Source organism: Amycolatopsis nalaikhensis (genome assembly GCF_030264295.1).
GTDB classification, from domain to species: Bacteria; Actinomycetota; Actinomycetes; order Mycobacteriales; family Pseudonocardiaceae; genus Amycolatopsis; species Amycolatopsis nalaikhensis.
This window is the reverse complement of the sequence record NZ_CP127173.1, coordinates 4,864,743-4,876,872: the sequence shown is the minus strand read 5'-3', so window position 1 is coordinate 4,876,872 and position 12,130 is coordinate 4,864,743. Positions and strand designations below refer to the sequence as shown.

General features: G+C 71.2%; 14 protein-coding genes and 1 pseudogene. 8 read left to right on the top strand and 7 right to left on the bottom strand.

Annotated elements, in window-relative coordinates:
- Window positions 1-50: 50 nt before the first annotated feature.
- Window positions 51-967 (top strand): annotated as a pseudogene (locus QP939_RS24155) (helix-turn-helix domain-containing protein).
- Window positions 968-976: 9 nt separating this feature from the next.
- On the opposite strand, the gene QP939_RS24150 reads toward QP939_RS24155, so the two are convergent.
- A complete protein-coding gene (locus QP939_RS24150; protein ID WP_285459090.1) occupies window positions 977-2,053 on the bottom strand; it encodes an aldo/keto reductase in 1,077 nt (358 codons plus the stop codon).
- A 119-nt stretch (window positions 2,054-2,172) separates the two neighbouring features.
- Between QP939_RS24150 and QP939_RS24145 the strand changes: the two genes are divergently transcribed.
- The 5 genes from QP939_RS24145 (at window position 2,173) to bcp (ending at window position 5,545) form a co-directional block, all read left to right on the top strand.
- Complete coding sequence (locus tag QP939_RS24145) at window positions 2,173-3,054, top strand: AraC family transcriptional regulator (protein ID WP_285459089.1); 882 nt, start codon at window positions 2,173-2,175, stop codon at window positions 3,052-3,054.
- Between the two features lie 50 nt (window positions 3,055-3,104).
- Complete coding sequence (locus QP939_RS24140; protein ID WP_285459088.1) at window positions 3,105-3,992, top strand: hypothetical protein; 888 nt, start codon at window positions 3,105-3,107, stop codon at window positions 3,990-3,992.
- Window positions 3,993-4,126: 134 nt separating this feature from the next.
- Entirely contained in the window at window positions 4,127-4,309 is a 183-nt protein-coding gene (locus QP939_RS24135) for a hypothetical protein (RefSeq protein WP_285459087.1), read from the top strand.
- A 192-nt stretch (window positions 4,310-4,501) separates the two neighbouring features.
- Window positions 4,502-5,047, top strand: a complete 546-nt coding sequence (locus QP939_RS24130; protein WP_285459086.1) for a hypothetical protein — start codon at window positions 4,502-4,504, stop codon at window positions 5,045-5,047.
- Window positions 5,048-5,071: 24 nt separating this feature from the next.
- Entirely contained in the window at window positions 5,072-5,545 is a 474-nt protein-coding gene (gene bcp, locus QP939_RS24125; protein ID WP_285459085.1) for a thioredoxin-dependent thiol peroxidase, read from the top strand.
- Between the two features lie 50 nt (window positions 5,546-5,595).
- Here the strand turns inward: bcp and rdgB are convergent, their stop codons facing one another.
- The 5 genes from rdgB to QP939_RS24100 all read right to left on the bottom strand — a co-directional run bounded on the left by rdgB (window position 5,596) and on the right by QP939_RS24100 (window position 9,685).
- Window positions 5,596-6,204, bottom strand: a complete 609-nt coding sequence (gene rdgB, locus QP939_RS24120) for an RdgB/HAM1 family non-canonical purine NTP pyrophosphatase (RefSeq protein ID WP_285459084.1) — start codon at window positions 6,202-6,204, stop codon at window positions 5,596-5,598.
- Window positions 6,201-6,977 carry a ribonuclease PH gene (gene rph / locus QP939_RS24115; protein ID WP_285459083.1) on the bottom strand — a complete coding sequence of 259 codons (777 nt, stop codon included), beginning with the start codon at window positions 6,975-6,977 and terminating at the stop codon, window positions 6,201-6,203. Before rph ends, rdgB begins: the two co-directional genes overlap by 4 nt.
- A 472-nt stretch (window positions 6,978-7,449) precedes the next feature.
- The gene (locus tag QP939_RS24110) at window positions 7,450-8,217 is read right to left on the bottom strand and encodes an MBL fold metallo-hydrolase (protein WP_285459082.1); all 768 of its coding nucleotides are present in this window, start codon (window positions 8,215-8,217) and stop codon (window positions 7,450-7,452) included.
- Between the two features lie 29 nt (window positions 8,218-8,246).
- Window positions 8,247-9,053 carry a glutamate racemase gene (gene murI, locus QP939_RS24105; protein WP_285459081.1) on the bottom strand — a complete coding sequence of 269 codons (807 nt, stop codon included), beginning with the start codon at window positions 9,051-9,053 and terminating at the stop codon, window positions 8,247-8,249.
- On the bottom strand, window positions 9,050-9,685 hold the full coding sequence (locus QP939_RS24100) for a rhomboid family intramembrane serine protease (RefSeq protein ID WP_285459080.1): 636 nt from the start codon (window positions 9,683-9,685) through the stop codon (window positions 9,050-9,052). Before QP939_RS24100 ends, murI begins: the two co-directional genes overlap by 4 nt.
- 92 nt (window positions 9,686-9,777) lie before the next feature.
- On the opposite strand from QP939_RS24100, the gene QP939_RS24095 reads away from it, so the two are divergent.
- The gene (locus tag QP939_RS24095; RefSeq protein WP_285459079.1) at window positions 9,778-10,617 is read left to right on the top strand and encodes an arylamine N-acetyltransferase family protein; all 840 of its coding nucleotides are present in this window, start codon (window positions 9,778-9,780) and stop codon (window positions 10,615-10,617) included.
- Here QP939_RS24095 and QP939_RS24090 read toward each other — a convergent pair.
- Complete coding sequence (locus QP939_RS24090; protein ID WP_285459829.1) at window positions 10,575-11,291, bottom strand: aspartate/glutamate racemase family protein; 717 nt, start codon at window positions 11,289-11,291, stop codon at window positions 10,575-10,577. The two genes, QP939_RS24095 and QP939_RS24090, sit on opposite strands and share 43 nt — an antisense overlap.
- A gap of 10 nt (window positions 11,292-11,301) precedes the next feature.
- On the opposite strand from QP939_RS24090, the gene QP939_RS24085 reads away from it, so the two are divergent.
- A complete protein-coding gene (locus QP939_RS24085) occupies window positions 11,302-12,129 on the top strand; it encodes an MBL fold metallo-hydrolase (RefSeq protein ID WP_285459078.1) in 828 nt (275 codons plus the stop codon).
- Window position 12,130 lies beyond the last annotated feature (1 nt).

Sequence of the window (12,130 nt, the reverse complement as noted above, 5' to 3'; positions counted from 1 at the left end):
CGACCGTCGGCGACAGTGTCCGGAACGACGCGATGCGTACACTTTCGGACATGCACGCAGTCGCGTTGGCCGCCACGGACGGGATGCTCTCGTTCGAGCTGACCATCGCCACCGAGGTGTTCGGCGAGAACCCGCGGTACGACTTCGCCGTCTGCGGACGGGAAGCCGTGCGGGTCGGCCGGTTCCTGCTGGAGCCGGACGCCGGGCTCGACCGCCTGGCCGACGCCCACACGGTGCTCGTGCCGGGCTGGGCCGACGTCGACGCGGACCCGCCCGCCGACCTGGTCGAAGCCGTCCGCGCGGCGCACGCGCGGGGTGCGCGGGTGGCGTCGCTGTGCACGGGCGCGTTCGTGCTGGCGGCGGCGGGCCTGCTCGACGGCCTGCGTGCGACGACGCACTGGGCGCACACCGACGTCCTCGCCGCCCGCTACCCGCGGGTGGCGGTGGACCCGGACGTGCTCTACGTCGACAACGGCCGGGTGCTGACGTCGGCGGGCAAGGCGGCCGCGATGGACCTGTGCCTGCACCTGGTCCGCACGGACCACGGCCCGTCGGCGGCCAACGCGGTGGCCCGCCGCCTGGTGGTGCCGCCGCACCGCGCGGGCGGCCAGGCCCAGTTCGTGACGACGCCGGTCCCGACCCGCGACGATCACCCGCTGGCCGCGCTGCTGCCGTGGATCACCGCGCGCCTCGACCAGCCGCTGACGGTGGAAGACCTGGCCCGCCAGGCGAACCTGAGCTCCGCCACCTGGGCCGCCACTTCCGGGCCGTGACGGGCACGACGCCGTTGCGGTGGCTGCTGACCCAGCGGATCCGCCGCGCGCAGGAACTGCTGGAGACCACGGACGCGGGCGTGGAGGTGATCGCGGAGTCGGTCGGCATGGGTACGGCGACGACGTTGCGGCGGCACTTCAACCGCGCGGTCGGCGTGCCCCCGGACACCTACCGCCGCACCTTCCGCGGTTAGCGTCGCGGGTCAATAGCGCACGTCGCTCTGCAGCAGTGGCGGGTACACAGTGGACGGTTCACCATCCACTGTGGCCCCCGCGAACTGCAGCATCGCGCGCTGTGCCCCGTGCATCGGGGCCGGGTAGTCCAGCGACGGCGCGGAAACCTCGTCCAACCGGGCCAGCTCCCGCGCGGACAACGACACCTCCGCGAGGTTGGCCGTCAGGTGCTCCAGCCGCCGCGCGCCGAGGATCGGGACCACCGTGCCCCGGCGGGCCCGCAGCCACGCCAGCGACACCGCCGCGGACGTCGTCCCCAGCGCGGCGGCGATCGAAGCCACCTCGTCGATCACCGCGAACTCCGCTTCCGAAGGCCCGCCGACGAAAGCCGTGCGCGCCGAGTCCGTGACGTCGGCACCGCGCCGGTACTTCCCCGACAGGAAGCCGTTCTTCAGCGGGCTCCACGGCGTCAGCGCCATGCCCTGGTCCAGCGCGAAGGGCGCGAGTTCGCCCTCGACCGTCCGCGCCAGCAGCGAATACTCGACCTGCAACGCGATCAACGGCGTCCAGCCGCGCAGCGACGCCGTCGTCTGCGCCTGGGCCGTCACCCACGCCGGGGTGTTCGAGAAGCCGATGTACCGGATCTTGCCCGCGCGGACCAGGTCGTCGAGAGTCCGCATGGTCTCCTCGATCGGCGTGTGGCGGTCCCAGTTGTGCAGCCAGTACAGGTCGAGGTGGTCGGTCCGCAGCCGCCGGAGGGACTCGTCGAGCTGGGCGATGATCGACCCGCGCCCGGCGCCGCCGCCGTTGGGGTCGCCCGGGAACATGTTGCCGAAGAACTTCGACGCCAGCACCACCCGCGAACGCAGGCCCGGCCGCGCGGCGAAGAAGTCGCCGAGGATCTTCTCCGAGTGGCCGTTCGTGTAGAAGTTGGCCGTGTCGACGAAGTTGCCGCCGAGGTCGAGGTAGGTCGCGAGGATCTTCTCGGACTCCTCGACGCCGCACCCCGCGCCGCCGGGATCCTCGCCGAAGGTCATCGCGCCGAGGGCGAACGGGCTGACGCGCAGCCCGGACCGGCCGAGGGTGACGTAGTGGTCGAGTGGCATGAAACTCTCCTCAGGTGTCGGATCGAACATCACCAGGAAACCGCGGAACACCAGGTGAGCGGTAGATCGATCGAGGCGGGCTCTTGCATGATCCGCGCACGCGGTGCTTTGCTGGTCCAGTGGACGCCCTCGCCGAGATCCGCGCGCTGATCGCCACCCACGCGCGCGACGGCCTGCGCACGCCGGTGCCGGGCCTGCTGCTGTCCAAAGTGGAGTCGAGCGAACCGCACCACTCGCTGGCCGAGCCGTTGCTGGTGGTCATGGCCCAGGGCGGCAAGCGCCTGCTGCTCGGCGAGCACGTCCACGAGTACCGGGCCGGGCAGTACCTGCTGGTCGGCGCCGACCTGCCGGTGAGCGGCCACTTCCTCGGCGCCACCCGGGAGACGCCGTCCCTCGGCATGGGCCTCGCGCTGCGGCCGTCGGTCATCGCCTCGCTGCTCCTGGAAGCCCCGCCCGGCACGCCGTCGTCGTCGCCGATCGCCATCGGGGACGCGGGTCCCGAGTTGCTCGACGCGGCCCTGCGCCTGCTGCGGCTGCTCGACCACCCGGCCGACGCGCCGGTGCTCGCCCCGCTGATCGAGCGCGAGATCCTCTGGCGGCTGCTCACCGGCCCGCACGGCGGCCTGGTCCGCCAGCTCGGGCTGGCCGACAGCGGCCTCACCCACGTCGGCCGGGCGATCCGCTGGATCCGCGCCCACTACGCCGAGCCGATGCGGATCGAGGAGCTGGCCCGGCTGAGCGGGCTGAGCCCGTCGGCGTTCCACCGCCGCTTCCGCGCGGTGACGGCGATGAGCCCGCTGCAGTTCCAGAAGCGCATCCGCCTGCAGGAGGCCCGTTCGCTGCTGCTGGCCGACGCGGGCGACATCGCGGGCGTCGGGCACCTCGTCGGCTACGACAGCCCGTCGCAGTTCAACCGCGAGTACCGGCGGCTGTTCGGCGCCCCGCCGGGCCAGGACGCGGCTCGCCTGCGCGCGGCCGCCGTGCCGGCCGGGCTGCCCTGAGGTCCGATCCGTTCAAGACCACTCGTAGTGATGGGTGCGACGCTGGCCGCATGCCTGTGAACCTTCCCGCGGCGGCGTCGTTCATGGCGACGCACGCCCGGCTCCTCGACCGACGCCGCTTCGAGCTGCTCAGCGGCGAAACCACTCCCGACGCGGTCCTGGCCGCTGTCGACGGCTACCGCAACGCCGACGGCGGCTACGGCTGGGGTCTCGAGCCCGATCTGCGGGCGCCGGAAAGCCAGCCCGGCGGCGCCCTGCACGCCTTCGAGGTGTTCGAGGAGATCGGCCCGGTGACCACCCCGCACGCGGCGCGGCTGTGCGACTGGCTGGCTTCGGTGTCCCGCCCGGACGGCGGGCTGCCCTTCGCCCTGCCCGTGGCGGATCCCGCGGGCTGCGCGCCCTTCTGGGCGCAGGCCGACCCGACCGTGGCCACGCTGCAGAGCACCGCGTTCGCCACCGGTGTCGCACTGCACGTCGCCCGCCACGACCCGGCCGTGCGCGAGCACCCGTGGCTGGCCGCGGCGACGGAGTACTGCTTCCGCGAAATCCGCGGCCTGACCGAGGCCCCGCACGCGATCGCGTTGTCGTTCGCGGTGCGGTTCGCGGACGCGGCCTGCGACTTCCACCCGGAGGCGACGGCGCTGCTGGAGCACCTGGGCGCGTTCCTCCCGCCCGACGGCCTGGTCCCGGTGGCGGGCGGCTCCGAAGGCGAGAGCCTGCGCGCGCTGGACTTCGCGCCGCTGCCGGACCGCCCGTCGCGCGCGTTGTTCAAGGACGACGTCATCGAAGCCGAGATCCGGCGGCTCGCCGACGAGCAGCACGACGACGGCGGCTGGCGGGTCGACTTCGCGAGTTTTTCGCCCGCCGCGGCCCTCGAATGGCAGGGGTACGCGACGGTCCGCGCGGTCTCGCTCCTGCAGCGCCACGGCGTCGTCTGAAGATCTACACGACCGACACCGATGTTCACTCGGCCGTGGCACATCAGGTCACGAACGGTGACCGGTCACGTCCCTTTCGGTGGCCGCGGCCGAACCCGTACTGTGACGGGAAAGGCCGCGTCCGGAGGTGAGGCATGTCGTCGCGCAACCCGTTGCACTGGTTCGCCCTCTGGGCCGACTGGTTCGAACGGCGCGGCGTGTACGTGCCCGGCGAAGAGAGCCGCGCGGTCGACCCGGTCCGCGATTTCGGCTGGTTGATGGCCGCCTGGGTGGCCGGCGTGGCGATCTTCATCCTGTTGTTCGCCCTCGCGGTTTAAGTGGCATGTCGGTGGTGATTGTCACCACCCGTGCCGTTCCGGTCACGGATTGGCCACGGGGCGGCACCAGGTGCGCGACAACCCCCCGTGGCGCCTCGTAACCACGCGCGATCACGGCCAGAGTGGAGCGGGTTCGCCCGGCATTCCCCCGATGCCGACGGCACCCCCGACCCGCCGACTGGAGTACCCGCGATGGCGCTCGCGCGCACGTGCAAGATCATGTTCACCACAGGACTGCTTTCCCTGGCGGTGGCGTGCGGGGTTCCGTCGGCGCACGACGGCACCGCGGCGATCGGCGCGGCGGGCTCCCCCGCGGGCGCCGGGGCCTCGGCGTCGCAGGCGGGCAACGACCTCAAGTTCGGCGCCGACCACCGGTTCGCGAACGGCGTCACCATCTCGGTCGGCTCACCCCAGTCGTTCAAGCCGAGCGCGTCGGCGTACCCGCGGAGCCCCCGCGGCGCGGCGTTCGACGTCCAGCTGACCAACGACGGCACCATGACGTACCGGCTGTCCGGCCTCACGGTCAGCGCCACCGCGGCGGGCGTCGCGGTGAAGCAGGTCGTGGACACGACGCAGGGCTTCACCGGCATCACCGACGCGGGCAAGGACGTGCCGCCGGGGCGCACGGTGCACGTCACGCTCGCCTTCGCGGTGCCGCAGGAACCGGTCCAGCTGCGGCTCCAGATCCGCCAGAGTGCTGCAGATGCCGCCGTGGCGACCTATTGCGGACCCGCCTGAGCCGGTGCCGGTTACGCTCGGGGCATGACCGAGCGACTCTCCCCGGGTGACGACGCCCCCGACTTCACCTTGCCGGACAGCGAAGGCAAGAACGTCTCCCTGAGCGACTTCCGCGGCCAGTCCGTCGTCGTGTACTTCTACCCGGCGGCGAGCACCCCGGGCTGCACCAAGCAGGCCTGCGACTTCCGCGACAACCTCGCCGAGCTCAACGACGCGGGTTACCAGGTGATCGGCATCTCGCCGGACAAGCAGGCGAAGCTCGCGAAGTTCGCCGAGAACGAGAAGCTGACGTTCCCGCTGCTGGGCGACCCGGAGAAGACGGTCCTCGAGGCGTGGGCCGTGTACGGCGAGAAGAAGAACTACGGCCGGACGTACATGGGCGTCATCCGCTCGACGTTCGTGGTCGACCCGGAGGGCAAGATCGCCCACGCCTGGTACAACGTCCGCGCGGCCGGGCACGTGGCGAAGCTGATCCGCGACCTCGGCCTGGCCGCCTGACGGCGCTGGACCCGCGACGTCGCCACGCAGGTGGTCGCGGGTCCACGGGGCTAGGCCCCGGCCAGCTCCCGCAGGGCGGGAAGAAGGGCGCGCAGAGCCCGCCCCCGGTGCGAAACGGCGTCCTTCTCGGCGGGGTCCATCTCCGCCGAGGTCCGGCTTTCGCCGTCCGGCTGGAAGATGGGGTCGTAGCCGAAGCCGTTGGTACCCCGCCGGGCCCGCACGAGCGTCCCCCGCCACTCGCCGCGAACGAGCGTCTCCTCACCGGAGGGAAGAACGAGAGCGGCGGCGCAGACGAACTGGGCGCCACGACGTTCATCCGGGACGTCACCGAGCTGGCCGAGCACGAGGTCGAGGTTGGCCTCGTCGTCCCCGTGCCGCCCGGACCACCGGGCGGAGAGCACCCCGGGCATGCCGTTCAGGGCATCGACGGCGATGCCCGAGTCATCGGCGATGGCGGGCAGCCCGGTGGCGGCGACGGCATCACGGGCTTTGGCGACGGCGTTGCCCTCGAAGTCCGGCGCGGTCTCGGGAGCCTCGGGGAATTCGGGGACATCGGCAAGGCCGAGCACCTCGATGCCGTCGATCCCTTCGGCGGCGAGGATCCGGCGCAGCTCGCCGAGCTTTTTGGCGTTGCGGGTGGCCAGAAGAAGCTTGGTCACTTCGAGCCCTTCTTCTTGTCCGGACGCGGTTCCGGCAGCTCACCGGGATAAGGAAGGGCGAGGGCCTCGTTCTGCAGCCGGGTGAGCTCGGCACAGCCGGCGAGCGCCATGTCGAGCATGGTGTCCAAAGTAGACCGGGCAAAGGTGGCACCCTCACCGGTACCTTGAACTTCGATGAGGGTCCCGGCATCGGTGGCGACGACGTTCATGTCGACCTCGGCCCGCGAGTCTTCTTCGTAGGGAAGGTCGAGCCGAACGCGCCCATCGACAACCCCGACACTGACGGCGGCGACCGAAGAAGAGAGCGGTTGCGGATCGTTCAGCCGGTTCGCGGCACCCAGCCAGGTGATGGCATCGGCGAGAGCAACGTAACCACCGGTGACGGCGGCGGTCCGGGTCCCCCCATCGGCCTGGATGACATCACAGTCGATGACAATGGTGTTCTCACCAAGAGCGGCGAGGTCGATGCAGGCCCGCAGGGAGCGCCCGATGAGCCGCGAGATCTCATGGGTACGGCCACCAATACGCCCCTTGACGGACTCCCGATCACCACGGGTGTTGGTGGCGGAGGGAAGCATGGCGTACTCGGCGGTGACCCACCCGAGCCCGGAACCGGCCCGCCACCGGGGAACGCCTTCGGTGACACTGGCGGCACAGAGCACGCGAGTGTTCCCGAACTCGATCAGCACAGACCCAGCAGGCCACTGCTGAAAACCCCGAGTGATCGTGATGTCACGAAGCTGGTCATCGTTCCTGCCATCTTTTCGAGCCACAGGAGCACTCTAGAACCGCACCGAAAGAAGCCGACGACCAACCCAACAAAGGAGCGGGGTGGTCATCCCGTCGCCTGAGGCCGTGTAAATCACTTTGAGCCAGGCCCGCAACTATCAACGCAGCGCGAGTCAGCTACGGAGGCTTGCGGGCCTGGCTCAAAGTGATAGGCCTCAATCAGGCGACGGGATGACCACCTCGCGGCCCACCTCACCAACGCGAGAGAACTACGAGACCCCGGCCATCCCAGAGCCTGCCCGTCCGGCGAGGACATTCTTTTGTCTTTGACGGCAAAGGGAGACCGGGCCCGACATCCCCCGCCCCTCCTCGCGGAGTGTTCAGCCGCCGGTAGACCTTGTCAAGGCGGGAAAGCGTGCCTTGACAAGCTCAACCGCCGACTGAAGAGCGGCGAGGACGAGGGGCGGGGGAGGTCTGGTGATCTCGTGCCTGCTTTGCGTTGCCGTCCTGCGGTTTTCAGACGTCGTAAACCGCGCCCTGCTTCACGACCTCGGCCCCTGGAAACGCCACCGATGCCTCCGCCAGCACTGCCCCCGGGTCCGTCCACGGTGCGATGTGGGTGAGCAGCAACCGCCCCACCCCGGCTTCCCTCGCCAGCTCGCCCGCCTGCTTGCCGGAGAGATGCACCCCTGCAGGTCGCTCGTCGGAGTCGGTCCACGATGCCTCGGCCAGTAGCAGGTCCACCCCGTCCGCCAGCTCGTTCAACGCACTGCACGGCCCCGTGTCGCCGGTGAACGCCAGGATCCGCCCGCCATACGAAATCCGGACCCCGAATGCCGGTGTCGGGTGATCCACCTCTACCGCGACGACGTCGAACGGCCCCACTCGGAACGGCTCCGCTCGCAGCGGCCTGAAGTCGTAGACGTCCGACAGGTCGGTGACCGCTCGCTCCGCCTCGTTGGGTGCGTACGCGTTCGCCAACCGCACAGGCGCGTCCGGTGGCGCGTACACCGGCAAGAGCCTCGGGCGCGCCGGATAGGGCGGTGCCGGGTGGTAGCGCCGCAGCACCGTGAGCGCGCTTACGTCCGCGCAATGGTCGGGGTGGAGGTGCGTCAGCACGAGCGCGTCGAGGTCGAACGGGTCGGCTACGGCCTGCAGCTGCGCCAGCGTGCCGTTGCCGAGCTCGAGGCCGAGCAGGAAACCCTCAGCCTCGATCAGGTAACCGGACGCCGCCGCGTTCGGCCCGGGGATGCTGCCGGAGCACCCGAGGATGGTCAGTCGCACGACGACACCCTAAGCGCCGGGCGGCCTGATCACGCGGTGGTGGGAGCGAGGACACCCGGAGCGAACCCCATGAACCGCTGGGCGAGCCGGGTGAAGGGCTCGGCCGAGCCCGTGGCGAGGAACTCGTGGCGCGGCGGCGTCTCCCTGACCGCCAGCAGGTCGCCCTCGGTGAGCACCCTCACCAGGTCCTTCGCGGTCTCCTCCGCGCTGCTGACCAGCGTGACCTCCTGGCCCATCACGATCTGCAGCACGCCCTGCAGGAGCGGGTAGTGCGTGCAACCCAGCACCAGCGTGTCGACCTCGGCGTCGAGCAGCGGCTGGAGGTAGCCCTGCGCGAGCCCCAGCACCTGCCGCCCGGTCGTGATGCCGCGCTCGACGAAGTCCACGAACCGCGGGCAGGCCACGCTGGTGAGCGTGATGTCGGGCGCCGCGGCGAACGCGTCCTCGTAGGCCCGCGACCGCACCGTGCCCTCGGTGCCGATCACGCCGACTCGCCCGGTGTGCGTGGCGACGACGGCGCGGCGCGCGGCGGGCAGGACGACCTCGATCACCGGGACGTCGTAGCGCTCGCGCGCGTCGCGCAGGCAGGCCGCGGACGCCGTGTTGCATGCGATGACCAGCGCTTTCACGCCGCTTTCGACGAGCTCGTCGAGCGCCGCCAGCGCGTAGCTGCGGGCCGTGGCGATCGGGAGCGGGCCGTACGGGTTGTGCGCCGTGTCGCCGACGTAGCGGAGCTGTTCGGCGGGCAGCTGCTCGAGGATCGCCCTCGCTACCGTCAGCCCGCCGACGCCGGAATCGAACACGCCGATCGGGGCATCAGCGGGCGCAGAAGTCACCCTTCGAGGTTACCCGGCGCGGCTTTGCCGGACCGGCGGGTGGTCAGCCAGGCCGCGAGCACCCCGGCCAGCGCGCCGAACAGGTGCCCCTGCCAGGAGACGCCCGGGTTGCCGGGCAGCAGGCCGGCGAGCATCCCGCTCCACACGCCGAGCAGGACGACGGCGAGCGCGATCTGGCCGGCCGCGCGGTTGAAGATGCCGCGGACCAGCAGGTAGGCGAGCCAGCCGAAGGCCAGTCCGGACGCGCCGACGGTCACCGCGTCCGACGGCCCCACCAGCCACACGCCCAGCCCCGAAACCACCCAGATGATGGCCGTGACCAGCGCGAACCGGCCGATCCCGGCAGCCATCGCGAGGAAGGAGAACACGAGCACGGGCAGCGTGTTGGCGAACAGGTGCGACCAGCCGGCGTGCAGCACCGGCGCGAACAGCACGCCGTCGAGACCGGACAGCGCCCGCGACTGGATGCCACCCTGGTCGAGGTCGCCGGGCAGGATCACGTCCGCCAGCTCGACCAGGTACAGCAGCAGGGTGAACGAAAGCGCGACGAGCGCGGCCGCCTTCGGTTTCGGCGGCAGCACGCGCTTGGCGGCGTCGGTTTCCGGGGCCGGGTTCACGGGCAGAGTGCTCACGTTTTCGAGGCTACGTCGCGTTCCGGCGGTCCCGCCTCGGGTGAAATCCCTGATCCGGGCTTTTTGTCGGTGCCCGCCGCTAGCGTGGCGGCATGGATGTCACGGGGTACCTGACCCGGCTGGGGCTGGAAGCGGAGCCGCCGAGCGCGGCCGCACTGCGGCGGCTGCACGCGGCCCACGTCGAACGCGTGCCGTACGAGGCACTGGAGATCCAGCTGGGGCGGCCGACCCCGCTGGAGCCGTCGGCGTCGCTGGCGCGGATCCTGCGCGGCCGCGGCGGCTACTGCTACCACCTGAACGGCGCGTTCTCGGCGCTGTTGCGCGAGCTCGGCTACCGGGTGACGCGCCACCTGGGCGGGGTGCAGGGCAGCGCGGCCGACAAGCCGAACATCGACCGCAACCACCTGGCCCTCACGGTCCGCCTGCCGTCGGGGACCTGGCTGGTCGACGTGGGTCTGGGTGATGGCTTCCACGAACCGCTGCCCCTCCGGGAAGGCACCTACGTGCAAGGCTCGCACACCTACCGGCTGCGGCCGTCGGAGGTCGCGCCGGGCGGCTGGCGGTTCGACCACGACCCGTCGGGCAGCTTCGTCGGCTTCGACTTCGCCCCCGGCCCGGCGGAGATGGCCGACTTCGCCGAGAAGCACGCGTGGCTGTCGACTTCGCCGGAGTCCGGGTTCGTGCGGGTCTGCGTGATCCAGCGGCGGGACGCGCGGGGCGTCGACACCCTGCGGGCGCTCACCCTGAACCGCCACGGAGACAAGGAGCTCGTCGAGTCACCCACCGACTGGTGGTCGGCCGCGGCGGACGTCTTCGGCATCACGCCCGGCCTGTTCACCGCCGAGGAGCGCGAGCGACTCTGGCGGCAGGTCGTGGCGCAGCACGAAGCTCACGTCGGCGGCACCGGCAGCGAGGTGGTGCCGAGCGCGTAGTCCACCGCCGCGTCGGCGTGCAGGCTTGTCGTCGGGAACGTCGGCACCGGGCTGTCCTCCGGGCCGACCAGCAGCTCGATCTCGGTGCACCCGTAGATCACGCCCTCGGCGCCCGCCTCGACCAGCCGCGCGATCACGCCGCGGTACGCCTCGCGCGACTCGGGCTTCACCACGCCGAGCACCAGCTCGTCGTAGATCACCCGGTGCACCAGGTCGCGGTCCTCCTCGCCCGGCACGAGCACGTCGAGGCCGTGCGCGGCGAGCCGATCGCGGTAGAACGGCTGTCCCATCGTGAACCCCGTGCCCAGCAGGCCGACCCGACGGATCCCGGCGGCCTTGATCGCCGAAGCGGTGGCGTCGCCGAGGTGCAGCAGCGGGATGCCGAGGCCGTCCTCGAGCCGATCCGCGACCTTGTGCATCGTGTTGGTGCAGAGCACCACGAAGTCCGCGCCCGCGGCTTCAAGCGCTTTCGCGGCGCGGTTCAGCTCGGCACCGGCGTCGGCCCAGGCGCCGTCGGCCTGCATGCGCTCGATCTCGGCGAAGTCGACCGAATAGAGCACCGTGTGCGCGGAGTGGAACCCGCCGAGCCGGGCTTTCACCCGTTCGTTGACGAGCCGGTAGTACTCGATCGAAGATTCCCAGCTCATCCCGCCCAGCAGCCCGATCACCTTCATGATGTTCAGCATGCCCGAACTGCGCACGGCGTTCGCCGGGGTGTCGAACGTCCTGGTCTCCGACGGCACCTCGGCCGTCCTGGTCGACGGCTTCTTCTCGCGGCCGTCCCCGCTGAAGCTGGCGACGCGGGTGGCCCCGGACCGCGGCCGGATCGACGACGCCGTCCGCCGCCTGGGCGTCCGCGAACTCGACGCCGTCCTGGTGTCGCACTCGCACGTCGACCACGCCCTCGACGCCCCGGTCGTCGCGAACCTGACCGGCGCCACGCTGAGCGGCTCGCCCTCGACCCGGAAGATCCAGGAGGGCTACGGCCTGGCCGCCGAACCGTTCGAGGAGCCGGTGCCCGGCAAGCCCGTGGAGTTCGGCTCTTTCACCGTCACGCCGGTCGACGCACGGCACAGCCACGGCGACCGGGTCCCGGGCGAAATCACCAAACCCGTACGGCCTCCGGCCAGCGCGAAGGCGTTCAAGACCGGGCAGTGCTACTCATTCCACATCGCGCACCCGGCGGGCAACGTCGTGGTGCACGCGTCGGCGAACTTCGTGCCCGGAGCGCTCGAGGGCTACTCCGCGGACGTCGTCTACCTCGGCGCCGGAGCGGCCGGGAAGCAGACCGAAGAATGGCGGGAGCGGTACTGGCGGGAGACCGTCGGCGCCCTCGGACCGCGCAAAGTCCGCCCGATCCACTGGGACGCCTTCTGGCGGCCGCTGAGCAAGCCGCTGAAGCTGCTGCCGAAGGTGTTCGACGACCTGGGCGCGACGATGGCCACCTTCGAGCGGCTGGCCGAGGCCGACGGCGTCGACCTCGCCCTGCCCGAGCTGTGGAAGGCGGAGTAGC